The sequence below is a fragment of the Streptomyces sp. NPDC002884 genome, assembly GCF_040295245.1.
In the GTDB taxonomy this organism is placed as follows: domain Bacteria; phylum Actinomycetota; class Actinomycetes; order Streptomycetales; family Streptomycetaceae; genus Streptomyces.
In genome coordinates, this window is sequence record NZ_JBEOVB010000008.1 from 325,893 (window position 1) to 344,216 (window position 18,324).

The following is an 18,324-nucleotide window of genomic DNA, read 5'->3' on the forward strand; positions in this document are numbered from 1 at the left end:
GGTCATGACGCCGGGTTGCCCGTGGAGACCTTGAGCTGGATCTCCGGCATGTCCTCCGGGTCGACGTCCGTCCCGGCGGCGGGGAACTGGTCCATGACCGCCCCGTCGCCGTAGGTGTTCTCGTCGACCTTCACGATCTTGATCGACCAGCCGGCGGCCTGGAAGCACTCCTTGACCGAGGCGATGTACTTGAACTTGAAGTTCGGCACCCGGATCTTGTCGGGGTCGTTGTACGACTCCTGCGGCTCGGAGCACTCCGTCGACTCGATCGTCTTGGAGGTGTCGGGCGCCCGGTAGTCCGCCGCCTTCGTCGCCGACGGCGAGGAACTGGTGTCGCCGCCCTTGGCGTCGTCGTCATCGCCCGCGCCCACCGCGAGGCTGGCGAGGAGACCGCCGACCGCCACCACGGCGACGACGGCCGAGCCGATGAGCACCGCCTTGCTGTTCCGGCCGTTACGGCCGCCGCCCGAGGACACCGTGGTGGACGGCTGCGGGCTGAGGTTGTACGCGGGCGGGGTGTGCGGGGCCTGCTGGTGACCGTAGGCCGGAGCGGGCGTCTGGTAGCCCTGCTGCGGGTAGCCGTAGGAGGCGGCCGGCGTCGGGGCGCCGTACGGGTTCGGGGTCGGCGCGGGCTGGTAGGGCGTCTGGACGCCGCCCTGGGGCGCCGGGGTGCCCTGGCCGATCGGCGGGAACACCGCGGAACCGACGCCCGCGCCGCTCGACGTCTGCGCGCCCGGGACGATGCTCGGCGGGGCCGGCTGGAAGGACGCGGCGACCCGCAGGCACTCGTCGCGCATGGCGACCGCGGTCGGAAAGCGCTCGTTCGGGTTCTTCTTCAGCGCGCGGGCGATCAGCGCGTCGACGGCCGGCGGCAGCGCCCGGTTGATGGAGGAAGGAGCCACCGGCTCCTCCTGCACGTGCGCGTACGCGATCGCAAGCGGTGAATCGGCCTCGAACGGCAGCCGCCCGGTGACCAGTTGGAACAGCATGATGCCGACCGAGTACAGGTCGGACCGGGCGTCCACCGCACGCCCCAGGGCCTGTTCGGGCGAGAGGTACTGCGGGGTGCCGACGACCATGCCGGTCTGCGTCATCGAGGTGACCCCGGACTGCATCGCGCGGGCGATGCCGAAGTCCATCACCTTGACCACGCCACGCTTGGTCATCATCACGTTGCCGGGCTTGATGTCGCGGTGGACGAGCCCCATCTCGTGGCTGATCTCCAGTGCCGCCAGCACGTCCGCGGTGATCTTCAGCGCCTTGTCGGCGGGCATCGCGCCCTGCTGCCGTACGTCCTCGTCGAGCACCGAGCCGAGCGGGCGGCCCTCGATGTACTCCATGACGATGTACGGAGTCGTCAGCCCCTCGACGTCGTCCTCGCCGGTGTCGAAGACGGAGACGATGTTGGTGTGCGTGAGCTTGGCCACGGCCTGGGCCTCGCGGCGGAAGCGCTCGCGGAAGGCCTGCTCGCGGCCGAGTTCGGTGTGCAGGGTCTTCACCGCGACCTGACGGTCGAGCACGGCGTCGTACGCGAGGTGCACCGAGGCCATGCCGCCCTCGCCGAGCAAGTCGCGCAGCTGATACCGGCCGGCGGCGAGCGCCCGCCCCGCGTACCGGCCCTGCGCGCCGTCCTGGCTCATCTTCTGCGTCCCCCGTAGGCCCTCGAGCGCCGTTGACTGTCGTTGATCGAAAGTGCTATTCCCGGCCAAGTCTGCCGTAGGGCACTGACACGTCAAGCTCGGTGCCCGTTCCGTGACCCTACGAGAAAGAAGCGTCGCGGAAGCGTTACAGGTGCCGTACGGCCGGTACACGGAATTTGCACGTCGGTACGGCGTACAGGTTTGATGGCCCGCCTGTCCCGGACCGGCGCCCGGGCCCGCCCCGGGCGATGTTCCGGGGATCGTCCCGGGCCGGAGGCTTGCGCGGAGGCTGTAGCGTGGCCGACGGAGACCGTAACAACACCGCGCGTTCCGCGGGCAGAAACGACGGCGAGGACTGATGGCACAGCAGCGCGCTCAGGGCCCGTCCGACCCCGAGGCGACTGGCGGCGGTATGTCAGATGCGCCGGAGAACTGGGGCAACGGCGGGCTGGTTGGGGACGGCCGATACCGGCTGACCCGCAGACTCGGCCGAGGTGGCATGGCCGAGGTGTTCGCGGCCGAGGACGTACGCCTCGGACGCACCGTCGCGGTCAAGCTGCTGCGCGCCGATCTCGCCGAGGACCCCGTGTCCAAGGCCCGCTTCACGCGCGAGGCCCAGTCGGTGGCCGGCCTCAACCACCATGCGATCGTCGCCGTGTACGACTCCGGCGAGGACTTCGTGGGCGGCCAGAGCGTGCCGTACATCGTGATGGAGATCGTCGAGGGGCGCACGATCCGCGACCTGCTCCTCAACGCCGAGGCGCCGGGCCCCGAGCAGGCCCTGATCATCACCTCGGGGGTGCTGGAGGCGCTCGCCTACTCGCACCAGCACGGCATCGTGCACCGCGACATCAAGCCGGCGAACGTGATCATCACGCACAACGGCGCCGTCAAGGTCATGGACTTCGGCATCGCGCGCGCCCTGCACGGCGCGTCCACGACGATGACGCAGACCGGCATGGTCATGGGCACCCCGCAGTACCTCTCCCCGGAGCAGGCGCTCGGCAAGGCCGTCGACTACCGCTCCGACCTGTACGCGACGGGCTGCCTGCTGTACGAACTCCTCGCGCTGCGGCCGCCGTTCACCGGCGAGACACCGCTGTCGGTGGTCTACCAGCACGTGCAGGACATCCCGGTGCCGCCGTCGCAGACCTCGGACGGACAGTGCCCGCCGGAACTCGACGGTCTCGTCATGCGGTCCCTGGCCAAGGACCCCGACGACCGGTTCCAGACGGCGGAGGAGATGCGCGGTCTGGTCCAGTACGGGCTCCAGATGCTGTACGACCAGGGCGGCCACACCGGTACCTGGAACACCGGCCCGGTCGGCGCGCACGACGGCCGCGGCACACCCGCCGGCGGCTTCGCGAGCACGACGGCGCTGGCGCACGGCGCCGACGGCTCCAGCACCTCGCAGATCCCGCAGCCGATCCTGCCCACCGGTTACGGCGGTGGTGACGACGGCGGCTTCGAGGGGCACGGCAACAAGGGCAGCGGCCGCGGCAAGCTGTGGATCCTCGCCGTCTTCGCGGTGATCGCCATCGCCGCGGGCGTCGCGCTCGCGCTGAACGGCCAGGGGAAGGGCAGCGGCGGTACCGACACCTCGCCCTCGCCGTCCACCTCGCAGTCCGCGACGGACGACACCTCCAGCGAGACGCCGAGCGACGAGGCGAGCGACACGTCCACGGACGACACCTCGGACGACAACTCCGGCTCGAACTCCGATTCGAACTGGACGCCGTCGTACACGCCCTCGGACACGCCGGAGTACTCCCCCTCCGCGTCGGCCAGCAGCGAGCCGACCGACGAGGAGACGGAGACCCAGCCGTCGGACGAGCCGACCGACACGGAGACCGAGCCGAGCGACCAGCCCACGGACCCCGAGACGGGCGGGGCCGACCAGGGCGGCACCACCCTCGGCAGCCTCGGCTGACCGACCCGCGCACACCACGATCACCGCACGCGCGCGTGGACCCCTGACAGGGCTCCACGCGCGCGTGTCGCGTCTGCGGGGCCCGGATCAGTCCGCGAACGCGCCGCACACGGCGTCGTACTCCCGGGTCCACCACACGGCGAGGGCCGAGGCCGCCGGGAACTGGGAGTCCGCGCGCGTGTCGCCGCGCTCGTAGTGCCAGCGCAGCATCCAGAAGTCGTTGAGGCGCTCCCACCACACCCGGTGCACGGCCGCGGCGAGTTCGGAGGGCGTGGCCCCGGCGGCGCGCCGGTACGCGCGTGCGTACTGCCTCGCCTTCGGCAGGTCGAGGGTTCCGTCGGGACGGACGAAGAAGATCGCGGCGGCGCGGACGGCCTCCTCGGCGCGGGGCTGCACGCCCAGCCGGTCCCAGTCGACGATGGCGGCGGGTGCGTCCCCGCGGTAGAGCAGGTTGAAGGGGTGGAAGTCCCCGTGCACCCAGCCGGCCGGTCCGCTGTGCGGGGGACGCCGGTCCGCGTGCCGTTCCAGCAGCGTGCGCCGTTCCAGGAGGCGGTGGCGGGCGAGCTCGTCGAAGGAGTCGGCGGGGTGGTGGCGGCGCACGCGCGCGAGGAGGTCGTCGATGAGCACGAAGGTGTCGGCGGGGTCGGGGCTCGGGGCGGGAGCGGTGCTCTCGACGGGCGCGGGGCACTCGGCACCTGCGGTGTCCCCGGCGGGCGCGGTGACCGCGTCGCGGGCGAGGCGCTCGGGCGGGGAGGCGCGGTGCTCAGCCCCGCGCTTCGGGGCGCGCGCCGGTGGGGCGTTCTCCCCGTGCCTGCGAGGCTCGTGCTCTCCGCGCCCCGGGAGGGGGTGCTCGCCGTGGGCCGCCCGCATCACGTGTTCCAGGCTGGCGTGCACCACCCCCAGCAGCGCTCCCAGGCGGCCGCACTGGCCGGGGGTGAGCTGGGCGCCGTGGCGGTGGCGGCCGTCGATCCAGGGGTGGAGGGCGTAGGCGTGGCCGCCGACGACGGCGACCGTGCGTCCGTCGTGGCCGGGCAGCGGGGGAGCGACCGGGACGCCGAGGTCGGCCAGCCGCTCGGTGGCCCGGTGCTGGCGGGCGATGGAGGCGGGGTCGGCGGTGTCCGGGTCGAAGTGGTGCTTGAGGAAGTAGCGGCCTCGGGTGGTACGCAGCCGATAGCCGCGGTTCAACAGGCCCTCGTCGACGGGCTCACAGGTGAGCGCGGTGCCGGCGGCGTACCGGCGGAGCAGGGCGCCCAGAGGGGGCGCGTGGAGTACTAAGGGGGGTACACAGGAGCGCGGCACGCGCCCGATGCTAGGGCACGATCCGAGGCTGTGAGCTGGGCATTGTCACAGAAAGTCACTAAAGATCAACGGCTGTCACAGATGGTCGCTTCAGGTCGCCGCCAGGGCGTGCACGGTCACGAACTGCGGGGTCACGCGCAGGTAGACCGGGTCGAACGGGACACCGCCGTCCATGGACCGCGGCGCGGGCCCGAAGAGCTCCAGTTCGGCGGCGGTGGGTTCCGCGGCCGCGCACTTCCCGACGATCTCCACCGACCACCGGCCCTCCGTGGAGTCCGTGGAGTCCGCGGAGTCCGTGGAATCCGGCCGCGCCCGGTTCAGGTTGTCCGCGCCGTAGGCGACCACATGGCCGACGCATGCCCGGTGGTGGTCGTGGCCGCGGTGCATGCGCAGCAGCAGGCGGCCGTCGACCACGATGTGTCGGGCGCAGGCCAGGAGGGGCATGGCGCGCTGGCTGGCGGCCACCCGGCCGTACTCGACGCGGGCGAGCAGGTCGACGGCGAGTCGTTCGTCGTTCGGCATGCGCCCACTGTGCGCGGCCGGTGCGGGGCGCCACAGAGGCCACCGTCCCGTCCGGACGGGACGTAAGTCCCTGGTCGCCCCTCAGCCCCGGCCCCGGTCGCCCCTCGTCCGCGCCCCGGTCCGCATCCCCACCTGCATTCCCGCCTGCATTCCCGCCTGCATCCGGGCCACGTACGCGGCCGCCTGGGAGCGGCGCTGCATACCGAGTTTGGAAAGCAGACCCGACACATAGTTCTTGATCGTCTTCTCGGCGAGGTGCAGCTCCGTGCCGATCTGGCGGTTGGTGAGGCCCTCGCCGATCAGGTCGAGGATCCTGCGCTCCTGGTCGGTGAGGTGCGCGAGCCGGTCGTCGGCCTTGGGAGTGCCCTCGCGCAGCCGCTGGAGCACGCGCGCGGTGGCGACGGGGTCCAGGAGGGACCTCCCGGCGGCGACGTCCCGTACGGCCGTCAGCAGTTCCTCGCCGCGGATGGCCTTCAGGACATAGCCGGAGGCGCCCGCCATGATCGCGTCGAAGAGGGCCTCGTCGTCGGCGAACGAGGTCAGCATCAGGCACTTGACGGAGTCGTCCCGGGAGCGGATCTCGCGGCACACCTCGACGCCGCTGCCGTCCGGGAGCCGTACGTCGAGCACCGCGACGTCGGGCCGGGTGGCCGGGATGCGCACCAGCGCGTCGGTCGCCGTGCCGGCCTCGCCGACCACCTCGATATCGCTCTCCACGGAGAGCATCTCGCGGACCCCGCGCCGGACGACCTCATGGTCGTCGAGTAGAAAAACGGTGATTTTTCCTTCTTCGCGCACGCGGTCAGTGTCACATACTGGCTCTTCCCGTGGACTGGGTGGCCGGGATAACGTGCCGTTGCTCCGGCCTCCTGCAAGGCTGTGACCAGGCTCTCTCCCGACTTTGCCGATTTACTTGGAAATCCAAGCAAAAACGCAGGTCAAGAGGGGTTTCACAGAAATGTGAAGCACTGGGTAACGTGATGACCGCAGGGCGCTCGCCGGGGCACCTGTCACGCCTGTTCCGACCGAGTGACACCCACCCCGTGCACGGGTGCCGGAACAGGTGAGCCGCACTGGTCACCCGGCAACCCCGGGGGCCGGACCGACGGAGGAGCACACGTGACCGTGGAGAGCACTGCCGCGCGCAAGCCGCGACGCAGCGCCGGAAGCAAGGCCGGCACCACCGGCACCGAGCGCACCACCCGCACCACCGCCAGGAAGACCGCCGAGCCCGAGCTCGTGCAGCTGCTGACGCCGGAGGGCAAGCGGGTCAAGAACGCGAAGAACGCCGAGTACGCCAAGTACGTCGCCGGCGTCACCCCCGAAGAGCTCCGCGGCCTCTACCGCGACATGGTGCTCACCCGTCGCTTCGACGCCGAGGCCACCGCCCTCCAGCGTCAGGGCGAGCTGGGTCTGTGGGCCTCGCTGCTCGGCCAGGAGGCCGCCCAGATCGGCTCCGGCCGGGCCCTGCGCGACGACGACTACGTCTTCCCGACCTACCGCGAGCACGGCGTCGCCTGGTGCCGCGGGGTCGACCCGACCAACCTGCTCGGCATGTTCCGGGGGGTGAACAACGGCGGCTGGGACCCCAACGGCAACAACTTCCACCTCTACACGATCGTCATCGGCTCCCAGACGCTGCACGCCACGGGCTACGCCATGGGAGTCGCCAAGGACGGCGCGGACAGCGCGGTGATCGCCTACTTCGGCGACGGCGCGAGCAGCCAGGGCGATGTGGCGGAGTCCTTCACCTTCTCCGCCGTCTACAACGCGCCGGTCGTGTTCTTCTGCCAGAACAACCAGTGGGCGATCTCCGAGCCCACCGAGAAGCAGACCCGGGTGCCGCTCTACCAGCGCGCGCAGGGCTACGGCTTCCCCGGCGTCCGCGTCGACGGCAACGACGTCCTGGCCTGCCTCGCGGTCACCAGGTGGGCGCTGGACCGGGCCCGCGACGGCGAGGGCCCCACCCTCGTCGAGGCGTACACGTACCGCATGGGCGCCCACACCACCTCCGACGACCCGACGAAGTACCGGGCCGACGAGGAGCGCGAGGCCTGGGAGGCGAAGGACCCGATCCTGCGCCTGCGCCGCCACCTGGAGGCCTCAAACCACACGGACGAGGGATTCTTCGCGGAACTCGAGGTGGAGAGCGAGGCGTTGGGCAGGCGAGTGCGCGAAGCGGTCCGCGCCATGCCGGACCCGGACCGTTTCGCCATCTTCGAGAACGTGTACGCGGACGGACACGCGCTCGTCGACGAGGAGCGGGCCCAGTTCGCGGCCTACCAGGCATCGTTCGCGACGGAATCTGACAGCGGCTTCGCCGCGGGTTCGGGGGGAAACTGAGATGGCGGAGACCGTGACGTCCAAGAACCTGGCCCTGGCCAAGGCGATCAACGAGTCGCTGCGCCGCGCTCTGGAGACGGACCCCAAGGTCCTGATCATGGGTGAGGACGTCGGCAAGCTCGGCGGCGTCTTCCGGGTGACGGACGGCCTTCAGAAGGACTTCGGCGAGAGCCGCGTCATCGACACCCCGCTCGCCGAGTCCGGCATCGTCGGCACCGCGATCGGGCTGGCCCTGCGCGGCTACCGTCCGGTGGTGGAGATCCAGTTCGACGGCTTCGTGTTCCCGGCCTACGACCAGATCGTCACGCAGCTCGCCAAGATGCACGCGCGCTCGCTCGGCAAGATCAAGCTGCCGGTCGTCGTCCGCATCCCCTACGGCGGCGGCATCGGCGCGGTCGAGCACCACTCGGAGTCGCCGGAAGCCCTCTTCGCGCACGTGTCGGGCCTGAAGATCGTCTCCCCGTCCAACGCGTCCGACGCGTACTGGATGATGCAGCAGGCCATCCAGAGCGACGACCCGGTGATCTTCTTCGAGCCGAAGCGGCGCTACTGGGACAAGGCCGAGGTCAACCCCGAGGCGATCCCCGGCCCGCTGCACAAGGCCCGGGTCGTCCGCGAGGGCACGGACCTGACCCTCGTCGCCTACGGCCCGATGGTGAAGCTCTGCCAGGAGGTCGCCGCCGCGGCCGCCGAGGAGGGCAAGAACCTGGAGGTCCTCGACCTGCGTTCGGTGTCCCCCCTGGACTTCGACGCGATCCAGACGTCGGTCGAGAAGACCCGCCGTCTGGTCGTCGTCCATGAGGCGCCGGTGTTCTTCGGCTCGGGCGCGGAGATCGCGGCCCGGATCACGGAGCGCTGCTTCTACCACCTGGAGGCCCCGGTGCTCAGGGTCGGCGGCTATCACGCCCCGTACCCGCCGGCGCGCCTGGAGGAGGAGTACCTGCCGGGCCTGGACCGGGTGCTCGACGCCGTCGACCGTGCCCTGGCGTACTGAGGAGAGGGTCGTGACGACGATGACGGAAGCGTCCGTACGCGAGTTCAAGATGCCCGACGTGGGCGAGGGGCTCACCGAGGCCGAGATCCTCAAGTGGTACGTCCAGCCCGGTGACACGGTGACGGACGGTCAGGTGGTGTGCGAGGTCGAGACGGCCAAGGCCGCCGTCGAACTGCCCATCCCCTATGACGGGGTGGTGCGCGCGCTGCACTTCCCCGAGGGCACCACGGTCGACGTGGGCATGTCGATCATTGCCGTGGACGTGGCGGGCGGAGCGGGCGGCGCCCCGGTCGCCGCCGCCCCGGTCGCCGAGGTACCAGCGCAGGCGCCCGCGCAGGCCCCGGCCGCCCCGGAGAGCAAGCCGGAGGCGGCGCAGGCCGCAGCACCGCAGGCCGACGCACCGCAGGCGGCGGCGAAGCCGGTGGGCTCCGGCCGGCAGCCGGTCCTCGTCGGGTACGGCGTGGCCGAGTCCTCCACCAAGCGCCGTCCGCGCAAGGGCCCCGAGACCGCGGCCTCCCGGGTCCCGGACTCGATCCAGGCGGAGCTGAACGGCCATGGCGGCGCGCCCGCCGTGAAGGAGCGCCCGCTGGCCAAGCCGCCGGTGCGCAAGCTGGCCAAGGACCTCGGCGTCGACCTCGCCACGGTGGTGCCGTCCGGCCCGGACGGCATCATCACCCGCGAGGACGTCCACGCGGCGGTGGCCCCGGCAGCCCCGGCAGCCCCGGCGACCCAGGCCGCTCCGGTGGCCGAGCCGGCGCCGCAGGTGACGCAGGCCCCGGTCACCACCTCCGCGGCCGTGCCCGTGCCGTCGTACGACACGGCTCGGGAGACCCGGGTCCCGGTCAAGGGCGTCCGCAAGGCGACGGCGGCGGCGATGGTCGGTTCGGCGTTCACCGCGCCGCACGTCACGGAGTTCGTGACGATCGACGTGACACGCACGCTGAAGCTGGTCGAGGAGCTCAAGCAGGACAAGGACATGCAGGGCCTGCGGGTGAACCCGCTCCTGCTGATCGCCAGGGCCCTGCTGGTCGCCGTCAAGCGCAACCCGGAGATCAACGCGTCCTGGGACGAGGCGGCGCAGGAGATCGTGGTCAAGCACTACGTCAACCTGGGCATCGCGGCCGCGACCCCCAGGGGCCTGCTGGTTCCGAACATCAAGGACGCCCACGCCAAGACGCTGCCGCAGCTGGCGGAGTCCCTGGGCGAGCTGGTCTCGACGGCGCGGGAGGGCCGGACGTCCCCGGCCGCCATGCAGGGCGGCACGGTGACCATCACCAACGTCGGCGTCTTCGGCGTCGACACCGGCACCCCGATCCTCAACCCCGGCGAGTCCGCGATCCTCGCGATCGGTGCGATCAAGCTCCAGCCGTGGGTCCACAAGGGCAAGGTGAAGCCACGTCAGGTGACGACGCTGGCCCTGAGCTTCGACCACCGGCTGGTGGACGGGGAGCTGGGCTCCCGGGTGCTGGCGGACGTGGCGGCCATCCTGGAGCAGCCCAGGAAGCTGATCACCTGGAGTTAGGAGCGGCCTGCGGACAGGGCCGCACGCACGGCGAGGTGGGCCGCACCCGACGGACCGCCTCGCGAAGGGCCGCACCCCGACGGACCGCGCACCCCAGGCGGACCGCGCACCCCGACGGACCGCGCACCCCGAGGGGGCGCGGTCCTGGGGCCGGGGGCCTCAGTCGGCCGAGGCCGGATCCGGACGCAGCCAGTGTCCGTCCGTGGTCCAGCCGAGGAGCATCCGGCCGGCGCCCTCGTCCGCCCGGCCCCCCTCGGCGACCTGGTGCAGGCCGGCCAGGGCGGGGGCCAGTCGGTGCGCCACATGGGCGGGGTGCCGGGTCAGCTCCTCCGGCAGCCCGGCCAGGGTGCGGGCCCGCTCGCCGGGGGTGCACAGGGACAGGTGGAACACCAGCTGCCGCCAGGCGTAGGCCACGTCCTTGATCGTGCTCAGCGGGCGCGGGTTGCCGTGCACGCGGCCGGTCAGCCGGCACACGGTGCCGAAGCAGCGGCGGGCCAGGTCCGCCCAGCCCACGGCCGGGTCGATGCCGACCCGGTGGACCAGGGTGGCCAGGTTGTGCGTGGTGAGGATCTGCGCCTGCTCGATCACCTTGCCGTTCGCGGCCACCGATCCGCCGCTCCGGTGCCGCGACCGGGACGAGCCGGCCTCGGCCCGCTCGACGCACAGCTTCGCGAAGCCGGGTGAGGTCCTGGCCCCGTACGACCGCGTCAGCGCCTCCCCGGTCTCGACGATCGCCAGGTTGCGGACGGCCCGGTAGTCGATGAGGTAGTAGCGCTCGTAGAGCGAGCCGCCGCCCAGCAGCTCCGCCGCGATCCGGGCCGAGGCGAGGAACTTCGGGGTGAACGTGCCCATGAAGATGTCGGCGGCCAGCTCCTCGACCAGGGGAGCGCCCAGCTCGGCCTGGCGGGCCAGCACGGACAGCTCACGGATCAGGGAGTTGGGCAGGATCGTGCCGGGGAAGGCCTGCACGGCGAGCTCGCCGAGCTGCCGCAGCGCGACGGCCGACACCGCGCCCGCCTCGCCGTCCGTGCGCTGCCCGGCCACGGCCCGCACCCACGGCAGTTCCTCCGCCCGTACCTGTCGCTGGAGGTTGAGCAGCAGCAGCGAACGGCGGCCCGCGAACGCCCGGTGGTGGGCGGCCGCCAGCGTGCGCAGGGCCGGGTCGGGATAGGCCTGCGCGGTGGTGGCGGCGACGAGCCGGGGCACGAGCTCGGCCAGCACCTCCGCCGAGGGCACGATCCCGCGTTCCACGAGGGTGCTCAGCGGCGCGCTCAGCGCGGCCTCGACGGGCCGCCGGACACCGGCCGGGATCGCCGCGCCCGCGGGCAGCCCCGTCTCCCGCGCCTCCTCCTCACCGACCGCGGCGACGAGCGGCGCGACCTCGGCCACGCCCGCCTGCTGGTCGAGCCCGGACAGCCGGCGCAGCACCAGCCGGGCCAGCGCGTGGTGCGAGGGCAGCGCCGCCTGCGCGGCCTGCTCCCGGCGCAGCGCGGTGAGTCCGGCGGAGTCGGGCAGCCCGCGGCGCCGCACCATGGACGTGACGGCGTGCCGCAGCAGCCCGAGCCGGCGCGCGTCCAGTTCCCGTCCGGCGACGGTCTCCTCCAGCGCCCCGCGCAGGATCCCCAGGTTCCCCTTCGGCTTGAGGTGCTTGGTGCAGTGCGTGTGACGGCCGGCCAGGTCGCGGTAGCGGCGCAGCAGTTCGGCGCCCTGTCCGTGCCAGGCCGCGTCGGGGGCGCGCGTCAGTACCCGGGCCGGCTGCCCGGCGTCGGCGGTCTCCAGCCAGTGGGCGAGCAGTTCGTCGCCGAACGGCTGCCACACGGTCAGCGCCTCCCGCTGGGTCTCCACCGCCTCGCTGGGCCGCCGCCGCGCCAGGCTCTCGCCGGCCTCGGCGACGGTCAGCCGGTGCACCGTGCCGGCGTCGGGCGCCGGACGGGTGGACGGGCGGGGCGTGAACCGCAGCCGCCCCGCGAACGGGGCGAGCTCCTCGACGAGTCCGAGCGCCGCGTCCGTCTCCCCGGCCCGGGCCAGCCAGGCCACGGTGAGCAGGGCGGCCTCCTCGGGGACGGTCACCTCGTACCGTCCGTCGTCGAGGAGTTCGTAGAGCCGCGCCAGCCCGTCCTCGGACAGCCAGTGCGCGAACAGCGCCTGCCGGTCAGGCGGCACCCCGGCCCTGCGGGCGGCCTCGGCCTCGTACTCCGTCAGGGGTCCGCCGGCGCTGGGTGCGCCGGTGGCGAAGCCGCCCCGGAGCACCTCGGGGGTCACCCACGCGGGCAGATCCCGGACCGGTGTGCGGGAGCCGATGGTGAGCAGCCCGTTCGCCATGCCCGCCAGCACCGACCGCCACGCACGCTGGCGTTCGCCGGCGCGGCGGCGGGTGTCGGGGTCCGTGTGGGTGAGCGCGGTCTCGAGCGCCCTGGCCAGTTGGCCGGAGGCGTAGCCCGGGTTGGCCTCTGCGAGGTGCTGCTGGTCAGCGTCGTCGTCCATAAGCCGACGTGGCGGGTGCCGCCCCCGCCCCCTCCGGGTCTCGAGCCCGGTGCTCTGCTGCTGAGCTACACGTCGATGAGCCGACGTGGCAGGTTCCGCCCCTGCGCCCTCCGGGTGTGAAGCCCGGCGCTCTGGCTACTGAGCTACACGTCGATGAAGCCCGACGGTAGACGTCGAACGGGCTTCCGGACAACCGTGTTTCGCCGGGGAGAAGCCCTGAACAGCCCTGCACCCCGCCGCCGTCTCCTCTCGCCGTCAACGCCGTCAACGCCGTCAACGCCGTCAACGGCGCCTGGGCCGTCAACCCCGCCTAGGCCGGCACGTGCACCGTCTCCACCCGGCTCGCCACCAGCCGCTCCCGCTCGCGCCGAGCCGCCCGGCTGCGCAGCCGCAGGATCTGGCTGACGCCGACGGCCTGGAGGACGAAGACGCAGGAGAACGCGATCGTGTAGTCGTCGCCGGTGGCGTCCAGCAGCACGCCGACCACGAAGAGCGTCGTCATCGACGCGACGAAGCCACCCATGTTGGTGATGCCGGAGGCCGTTCCCTGGCGCTCGGGCGGGTTGGCCGGGCGGGCGAAGTCGAAGCCGAGCATGGAGGCGGGGCCGCACGCGCCCAGCACCGCGCAGAGCGTCACGAGCAGCCACATCGGCGCCCGGTCGCCGGGGTAGGCGAGCGTGGCCGCCCACATCAGGGCGGTCGCGCCGACCGTGCTCAGGGCCAGCGGCAGCCGGGCTTCGTGGTGGCGGGCGACGATCTGGCCGTAGACCAGGCCCACGACCATGTTGCTCAGCACCACCAGGGTCAGGAGCTCGCCGGCCGTCGCCCGGGACAGGCCCTGCGCCTCCACCAGGAACGGCAGGCCCCACAGGAGCAGGAACACCATCGCCGGGAACTGGGTGGTGAAGTGCACCCACAGGCCGAGTCGGGTGCCCGGCTCGCGCCAGGACGCGGCGATCTGGCGGCGGACGTACGCCGCGCCCTGGTGCGGGAACGGCTCGGGCTCGTGGCCCTCGGGGTGGTCCTTCAGGAAGAGCAGCAGGAGGACCAGGACGACCACTCCCGCCAGCGCGCTGCCCGCGAAGGCCGCCGTCCAGCCGATGCCGTGCAGGAGGCGGGCCAGGACGAGGGTCGAGACCAGGTTGCCCGCCATTCCCGCCAGCCCCGCCATCTGGGCGACCATCGGTCCGCGTCGGGCCGGGAACCACCTGGTCCCGAGCCGCAGGACGCTGATGAACGTCATCGCGTCCCCGCAGCCGAGCAGTGCGCGTGAGGCGAGGGCCGTGCCGTAGGACGGGGAGAAGGCGAAGCCGAGCTGGCCGGCCGTGAACAGCACGACGCCGATGGTCAGCACCTTCTTCGTGCCGAGCCGGTCGACGAGCAGGCCCACCGGTATCTGCATGCCCGCGTAGACCAGGAGCTGGAGGATCGAGAAGGTGGACAGGGCCGAGGCGTTCACCTGGAAGCGTTCGGCGGCGTCGAGGCCGGCCACCCCCAGGGAGGTGCGGAAGATGACCGCGACGAAGTAGACCGAGACGCCGATCCCCCAGACGGCCATCGCGCGCCGTCCGCCCGGCGGATCACCCGGAAGGGTGGAGTTCACGCTGCCGTGGCCGGCGCTCATCGGACCTCCCCGCGAGCCAGGTGCGAGAACCAGCCGACGTGCCGGTGCACGATCTCGACGGCGGCTTCGGCGTCACCGGAGCGCAGCGCCTGAAGGATCTCCTCGTGTTCGTTGAGCGTCTTGGCTATCCGGTCGGGGTGGGAGTGCATCACGGCGACGCCCATCCGCAGCTGGCGGTCGCGGAGCTGGTCGTACAGCCTCGACAGGATGTCGTTGCCGCCACTGCGGACGATCTCCGCGTGGAAGCAGCGGTCCGTCACGGCGGCCGCGGCCAGGTCGCCCGCCGCGGCCTGCGCCTTCTGCTTGGCGAGCAGCTCTTCCAGCCGCTCGATCAGCGCGGCGGACGCGGGGACCGCCTTGCGTGCGGCGTGCTCCTCCACCAACAGCCGGGTCTCCACCACGTCCGCGATCTCCTGTGCGGAGACCGGCAGGACCAGGGCGCCCTTCTTCGGGTAGAGCTTGATCAGCCCCTCCGCCTCCAGACGCAGCAGCGCCTCCCGCACCGGGGTGCGTGAGACCCCCACGGCCTCGGCGAGCTCGCCTTCGGTGAGGAGGCTGCCGCCCTCGTAGCGGCGGTCCAGGACACCCTGCTTGATGTGGGCGTACACGCGGTCGGCGGCGGGCGGTTGCTTCACGGGAGCGGGGGCGGGCGGGGCGGAGGACGGCATGCCCACAGGATAGATACAACACGTACGCAACGGGGGGCCGGTCCAGGATGCGGACCCGTGGCCGGGAGTGCGGGAGGCGGGGGAGGCGGAGGGGGCGGGGTCCGGGGGAGAGAGGGGCCGAGTAATCGGAAATTCGGCCCGGCAGGCGCACAACTTTGTGTGCTACTTACGTGTCACACACGTGCGGCCCATTTCTTTTCCCCTTTCAACTTGGCCGTACCGCAGGGGCATTCGACGTAATCGGGGTATTTCAGTTGATAACCGCCATCAAGGGCATCCGAGTCCGCAGGGCCGCAGCCGTTGCCGTCACCGCCGGCGCAGTGCTCGCGACCGGAGCCCTCACCGCGGCACCCGCACAAGCCGTTACGACGCCCACGATCGCCGCCAAGGCCGGCTACGTGATGAACAACGCGAACAGTGCCGCGCTCTACAACAAGGCCGGGACGACCAAGCTGTCCACCGGCTCCACCACGAAGATCATGACCGCCAAGGTCGTGCTGGCCCAGGCGAACCTCAACCTGGACGCCAAGGTCACCATCCAGAAGGCGTACAGCGACTACATAGTGTCGAAGAACGCCTCGTCCGCGCGTCTGATCGTCGGCGACAAGGTCACGGTCCGTCAGCTGCTCTACGGGCTGATGCTGCCGTCGGGTTGCGACGCCGCGTACGCGCTCGCCGACAAGTTCGGCACGGGCACCACCCGCGCCGCTCGCGTGAAGTCGTTCATCGGCAAGATGAACACCAAGGCGAAGCAGCTCGGCATGACGAGCACGCACTTCGACTCGTTCGACGGCATCGGCAACGGGTCGAACTACTCGACCGCCAAGGACCTGACGAAGCTCGCCAGCAACGCGCTGAAGAGCGCGAACTTCCGCGCGATCGTCAAGACCAAGTCGTACACGGCCAAGACGGTCACCAAGACCGGCTCCACCCGCACCATGGCGGCCTGGACCAACACCAACACGCTGCTGAGCAGCTACAGCGGCGCCATCGGCGTGAAGACGGGCTCCGGCCCGGAGGCGAAGTACTGCCTCGTCTTCGCCGCCACCCGTAACGGCAAGACCGTCGTGGGTACGGTGCTGGCCTCCACCAACGCGACGGTGCGTGCCGCCGACGCGACGAAGCTGCTGAACTACGGCTTCGCCAAGCTGGGCTGACACCCGGTCGACCAGTAGCACCACGGAAAAGCGGGCCCGTCGTGATCCTCACGACGGGCCCGTTCTGCCGAGGGAGTGCCGTCTCCCGGCTACCTGGTGACCGCGAAGTTCCGCAGGATCGCCGCCGTCAGCTCCGGGTCGCCCTCCGCCTTCACCCGGTCGGCGACCGCCTCCGCCGTCACCCGCCCGCAGGCCAGGCGCACGAACGTCTCCCAGTCCAGGGTGAACGCGGCGGCCGGACCGAGCGCAGGGGCCGTCTCCAGGGTGCCGCGGCCCTGGATGTCGACGCGGATGGTGCGCAGGAACTCGATCGGCCCGTGCACGTCGAAGACGACCGCGGAGCTGCGCGGGGCGTCGGCCTTCTCGGCGACGACCGCCGGGAGTTCGGCGAGCAGCACGTCGCGGGCGATGTGCGCGCCGGGCGAGTCGAGGTTGCCGGGGCGGCCGAGGGCGGCGCGCAGGTCCTGCTCGTGCGCCCACACGGTGAAGGCGTGCTTGCGCATGGACTCCTCGAGCGTGAGCTCGGTGCCGAGCGGACCGCGCACCATCGTGGTGGGCTGGCGCGACTCGTTGCGCAGCTGGCGGTTGCGGCGGATGACCGTGTACTCCAGCTCGGACGTCATCTCCGGCGCCGTGTGGTGGCGGCGGACGTCGACCTGCATCTCCATGTAGCGCTGGATGTCGTTGGTGACGTGGTACAGGTCGCGCGGGAGGGTGTGGATGGGGCGCGGGTCGCCGTACATCTCGCAGTCCAGCCCGATGACGTGCGACACGATGTCGCGCACCGACCAGCCGGGGCACGGGGTCCGGCGGTTCCAGTCCGCCTCCGCCAGCGGCAGCACCAGCTCGGATATCGCTTCGATGGAGTGGGTCCAGGCGTCGGCGTAGGGCTGGAGGGTGGAATGCAGACTCACGGAAACGGGACCCCTCGGCGGTCGGTACTCGGGCGGGTTGTGGCGGCGTTGCCAGCGGGAGGTGGCGGTTGTCGGCAGGTGTCGGCGGGTGTCTCGAAACCCCCCCCGGTGCTCGACTGGGCTCGAGACTGGGGGGACCCCCAAGCTACGCTGCTGTGAGGCACCCCGGCAGTGCTTTCGTGTGACGATCGTAGGCCCGTGTGGACGACTCGAATGCCAGGACGGTGGTAGTGTGCGCGCCTCTCTGATCCAGATCGCTGTAGAAGAGGGCGAATCGGTCGAATCGCGCCGGACGCGGGTTGCCGCGCTGGTGCGGGAACGGGCCGGTGCCGCCGACCTCGTGGTGCTGCCGGAGCTGTGGACGACCGGGGCGTTCGCCTACGAGGCGTTCGCCGACGAGGCCGAGCCCCTGGAAGGGCCGACGTACGAGGTGATGGCCAAGGCCGCGAGCGACGCGGGCGTCTGGCTGCACGCGGGCTCGATCCCGGAGCGGGCTCCGTCCGGCGACGGCTCCGCCGAGGGCCCCCTGTACAACACGTCTCTCGTCTTCTCCCCCTCCGGTGAGCTGGCCGCCGTCTACCGCAAGATCCACCGCTTCGGCTTCGACAAGGGCGAGGCCGTGCTGATGGGCGCGGGCGAGGAACTGGTGACGGTCCGCCTCCCCGGGACGACCGTCGGTGTCGCCACCTGCTACGACCTCCGTTTCCCCGAACTCTTCCGCGGTCTCGTCGACGCCGGCGCCGAGACCCTAGTGATCTCCGCGGGCTGGCCGGAGCGCCGCCGTGCGCACTGGACGCTGCTGGCCCGGGCGCGGGCGGTCGAGAACCAGGCGTTCGTGCTCGCGTGTGGAACGGCCGGGACGCATGCCGGAGTTCCGCAGGCGGGTCACTCGATCGTGGTGGATCCGTGGGGCGAGGTGCTGGCGGAGGCGGGCTCCGGCGAGGAGGTCCTGACGGTCGAGTTCGACCCGTCCAGGGTCGCCACGACCCGGGAGCAGTTCCCGGCCCTCAAGGACCGGGTACTCGGACTGCGCACTCCCGAGCGCCGGCCCCAGTAGCTCGGGCCCTGCCCGGCCCCCGGCTCGGCTCCTACCCGGCTCCCCGAGTGTCCCGCTCGGGTCCTTCCCGGCTCCCGGGTGTCCCGCTCGGGTCCCTGCCGGCTCCCGGGAGTCCCGCTCGGTCCCTCCCGCTCGGTCCCTTCCGGCTGCCGGCCCTCGGGCTCCTGGAC

At 71.8% G+C, this 18,324-nt stretch carries 14 protein-coding genes and 1 tRNA gene; 6 read left to right on the forward strand and 9 right to left on the reverse strand.

All coding sequences use genetic code 11. The annotated features are described in order from the left end of the window. Window positions 1–2: 2 nt before the first annotated feature. Complete coding sequence (locus ABT070_RS19840) at window positions 3–1,640, reverse strand: Stk1 family PASTA domain-containing Ser/Thr kinase (protein ID WP_351762123.1); 1,638 nt, start codon at window positions 1,638–1,640, stop codon at window positions 3–5. A gap of 412 nt (window positions 1,641–2,052) precedes the next feature. Between ABT070_RS19840 and ABT070_RS19845 the strand changes: the two genes are divergently transcribed. Continuing rightward, the gene (locus ABT070_RS19845; protein ID WP_351762126.1) at window positions 2,053–3,570 is read left to right on the forward strand and encodes a protein kinase domain-containing protein; all 1,518 of its coding nucleotides are present in this window, start codon (window positions 2,053–2,055) and stop codon (window positions 3,568–3,570) included. 87 nt (window positions 3,571–3,657) lie between these two features. On the opposite strand, the gene ABT070_RS19850 is transcribed toward ABT070_RS19845, so the two are convergent. The 3 genes from ABT070_RS19850 to ABT070_RS19860 all read right to left on the reverse strand — a co-directional run bounded on the left by ABT070_RS19850 (window position 3,658) and on the right by ABT070_RS19860 (window position 6,189). Continuing rightward, window positions 3,658–4,869: a phosphotransferase gene (locus ABT070_RS19850; RefSeq protein ID WP_351762128.1), complete on the reverse strand. Its 1,212-nt coding sequence runs from the start codon at window positions 4,867–4,869 to the stop codon at window positions 3,658–3,660. A 90-nt stretch (window positions 4,870–4,959) separates the two neighbouring features. After that, window positions 4,960–5,391 carry a pyridoxamine 5'-phosphate oxidase family protein gene (locus tag ABT070_RS19855; RefSeq protein WP_351762131.1) on the reverse strand — a complete coding sequence of 144 codons (432 nt, stop codon included), beginning with the start codon at window positions 5,389–5,391 and terminating at the stop codon, window positions 4,960–4,962. Window positions 5,392–5,472: 81 nt separating this feature from the next. Continuing rightward, window positions 5,473–6,189: a response regulator gene (locus tag ABT070_RS19860; protein WP_351762133.1), complete on the reverse strand. Its 717-nt coding sequence runs from the start codon at window positions 6,187–6,189 to the stop codon at window positions 5,473–5,475. Window positions 6,190–6,510: 321 nt separating this feature from the next. On the opposite strand from ABT070_RS19860, the gene pdhA reads away from it, so the two are divergent. Genes pdhA through ABT070_RS19875 form a run of 3 tightly spaced genes read left to right on the forward strand, consistent with a single transcriptional unit; the run spans window position 6,511 to window position 10,250 of the window. Next, on the forward strand, window positions 6,511–7,734 hold the full coding sequence (gene pdhA / locus ABT070_RS19865; RefSeq protein WP_351762136.1) for a pyruvate dehydrogenase (acetyl-transferring) E1 component subunit alpha: 1,224 nt from the start codon (window positions 6,511–6,513) through the stop codon (window positions 7,732–7,734). 1 nt (window position 7,735) lies between these two features. Then, window positions 7,736–8,728, forward strand: a complete 993-nt coding sequence (locus ABT070_RS19870) for an alpha-ketoacid dehydrogenase subunit beta (RefSeq protein ID WP_351762139.1) — start codon at window positions 7,736–7,738, stop codon at window positions 8,726–8,728. A 10-nt stretch (window positions 8,729–8,738) separates the two neighbouring features. Further along, window positions 8,739–10,250, forward strand: coding sequence for a dihydrolipoamide acetyltransferase family protein (locus tag ABT070_RS19875; protein ID WP_351762141.1), 1,512 nt, complete (start codon window positions 8,739–8,741; stop codon window positions 10,248–10,250). A 159-nt stretch (window positions 10,251–10,409) separates the two neighbouring features. On the opposite strand, the gene ABT070_RS19880 is transcribed toward ABT070_RS19875, so the two are convergent. From ABT070_RS19880 to ABT070_RS19895, 4 genes are all read right to left on the reverse strand, one after another. Next, on the reverse strand, window positions 10,410–12,734 hold the full coding sequence (locus tag ABT070_RS19880; RefSeq protein WP_351762144.1) for a hypothetical protein: 2,325 nt from the start codon (window positions 12,732–12,734) through the stop codon (window positions 10,410–10,412). A gap of 3 nt (window positions 12,735–12,737) precedes the next feature. Beyond that, a tRNA-Ser gene (locus ABT070_RS19885) sits at window positions 12,738–12,809 on the reverse strand. Between the two features lie 235 nt (window positions 12,810–13,044). Next, the gene (locus ABT070_RS19890; protein WP_451101127.1) at window positions 13,045–14,292 is read right to left on the reverse strand and encodes an MFS transporter; all 1,248 of its coding nucleotides are present in this window, start codon (window positions 14,290–14,292) and stop codon (window positions 13,045–13,047) included. Window positions 14,293–14,354: 62 nt separating this feature from the next. Further along, window positions 14,355–15,026, reverse strand: a complete 672-nt coding sequence (locus ABT070_RS19895; protein ID WP_351762150.1) for a GntR family transcriptional regulator — start codon at window positions 15,024–15,026, stop codon at window positions 14,355–14,357. Window positions 15,027–15,280: 254 nt separating this feature from the next. Here ABT070_RS19895 and ABT070_RS19900 point away from each other — a divergent pair, with 254 nt between their 5' ends. Continuing rightward, window positions 15,281–16,183: a D-alanyl-D-alanine carboxypeptidase family protein gene (locus ABT070_RS19900; protein ID WP_351762152.1), complete on the forward strand. Its 903-nt coding sequence runs from the start codon at window positions 15,281–15,283 to the stop codon at window positions 16,181–16,183. Window positions 16,184–16,272: 89 nt separating this feature from the next. Here ABT070_RS19900 and ABT070_RS19905 read toward each other — a convergent pair whose 3' ends face one another. After that, the gene (locus ABT070_RS19905) at window positions 16,273–17,097 is read right to left on the reverse strand and encodes a maleylpyruvate isomerase family mycothiol-dependent enzyme (protein WP_351762155.1); all 825 of its coding nucleotides are present in this window, start codon (window positions 17,095–17,097) and stop codon (window positions 16,273–16,275) included. 232 nt (window positions 17,098–17,329) lie between these two features. Here ABT070_RS19905 and ABT070_RS19910 point away from each other — a divergent pair, with 232 nt between their 5' ends. Continuing rightward, window positions 17,330–18,154, forward strand: a complete 825-nt coding sequence (locus ABT070_RS19910) for a carbon-nitrogen family hydrolase (protein WP_351762157.1) — start codon at window positions 17,330–17,332, stop codon at window positions 18,152–18,154. Window positions 18,155–18,324: the final 170 nt, after the last annotated feature.